The organism is Chryseobacterium sp. SIMBA_038, from assembly GCF_046535115.1.
Classification (GTDB): domain Bacteria; phylum Bacteroidota; class Bacteroidia; order Flavobacteriales; family Weeksellaceae; genus Chryseobacterium.
In genome coordinates this window covers 1-247 of record NZ_JAWRXH010000352.1, presented here as the reverse complement: position 1 = coordinate 247, position 247 = coordinate 1, and the positions used below count along the sequence as shown (strand labels likewise).

General features: G+C 35.6%; 1 pseudogene. It reads right to left on the bottom strand.

Annotated features, from left to right (window positions below):
* Nucleotides 1–247 (bottom strand): annotated as a pseudogene (locus tag SB689_RS23865) (EamA/RhaT family transporter); the annotation flags it as partial.

Below are 247 nucleotides of genomic sequence, written 5' to 3'. Positions count from 1 at the left end.
CATTGTATTAAGAGTACTTTCTCACCTAATAAAACGAAAGCCATCGTTACGGAAACCGGAAGTTCAAGCGACGAAACAATACTTCCCAGACCTAATCCTGCATTCGGGAAACCAATATTGAATAAAATTGGAGGTATGATCGTTCCAAACAGTGCTAAAACAAACCCGTAGGTAAGGAAAATAGAATAATTAAAAGGGTGAATATGCTCCGTATTGTTTGTAAAATTCAGATAAAATGCTTTTAATC